Source organism: Nonomuraea lactucae (assembly GCF_003313395.1).
In the GTDB taxonomy this organism is placed as follows: Bacteria; Actinomycetota; Actinomycetes; order Streptosporangiales; family Streptosporangiaceae; genus Nonomuraea; species Nonomuraea lactucae.
Genome location: NZ_QNFZ01000423.1, coordinates 1 through 1,049 on the forward strand (window position 1 = coordinate 1; position 1,049 = coordinate 1,049).

The 1,049-nt window shown below is 75.9% G+C and carries 1 protein-coding gene; it reads left to right on the forward strand.

Translation table 11 applies throughout. The features are described 5' to 3' along the window. On the forward strand, positions 1 to 1,049 hold a 1,049-nt coding region (locus DQW85_RS22345), incomplete at both ends, for a condensation domain-containing protein (protein ID WP_240197352.1).

Below are 1,049 nucleotides of genomic sequence, written 5' to 3' on the forward strand. Positions count from 1 at the left end.
GCCGAACTCAGCGCGGGCGTCCGGCGGCTGGCGGCGCGCCTGGGCGGCACCCCGTACTCGGTGATGCTCGCCGCGTTCGCGCAGGTCCTGCGGCGGCTGACCGGACGGCGCGACCTCGTCGTCGGCACGCCCGTCGCCGACCGCCGCCACCCGGCGCTCGACCCGCTGATCGGCTGCCTGGTGCACGTCCTGCCGGTACGGCTGCGCGTCGAGGACGACGCCGGGTTCGACACGCACGTCACCCGCTGCCAGGAGACCCTGTCCGGCGCGCTCGCGCACCTCGACGTGCGGCTCGAACGGCTCGTCGACCGGCTGGGGCCCGGCCGGGACCTGTCGCGCAACCCGCTGGTTCAGGTCCTGTTCAACATGTACGACTTCGCCGAGCCGCGCCTCGACCTGCCCGGCCTGACCGCCGTGCCGCTGCCGCCGGGGCTGCCCGGGGCGCTGTTCGACCTGACCCTGTACGTCGCCGAGCGGGACGGCCGGTACGTGCTGCAGGCCGTCTACAACCCTCGCCTGTACCGCCACGACCGGATCGAGGCGCTGCTGTCGGGCTATCTGCGGCTCCTGGACGACCTCGTCACCGACCCTGCCGGGCCGGTGCGCCAGGCGTCCCTTCGCCCCACGGCGGCGTCGAGCCTGCCCGACGGGAGCGCCGCGCTGCCCGGCTGGAGCGGGACGGGGCTGGTCGAGAGCTTCCTGAAGCGCGCGGCCGATCACCCCGACCGGATCGCCGTCACGGGCGAAGGCGGCGACCTCACCTTCGCCGGGCTGTCAGCCCTCGCCGCCGCCACCAGCGCCTCGGTCACGAGTGTGCTGACCACCGAGGGCAGCACGGTCGACGCCACTGCGGGCAGCACGGCGGGCAGCACTGCGGGCAGCACGGGGGACGCCACTGCGGGCAGCACGGGGGACACCGCTGCGGGTGCGGGCCGGGCTGGGGTCACGGTGGCGGTTCTGGCGACGCGCCGCAGCGAGCTGCCCGGGTTGCTGCTGGGCGTGCTGGCGTCGGGCGCCCGCTGGGCGGTGCTGGACGCCGCGCTCCCTCC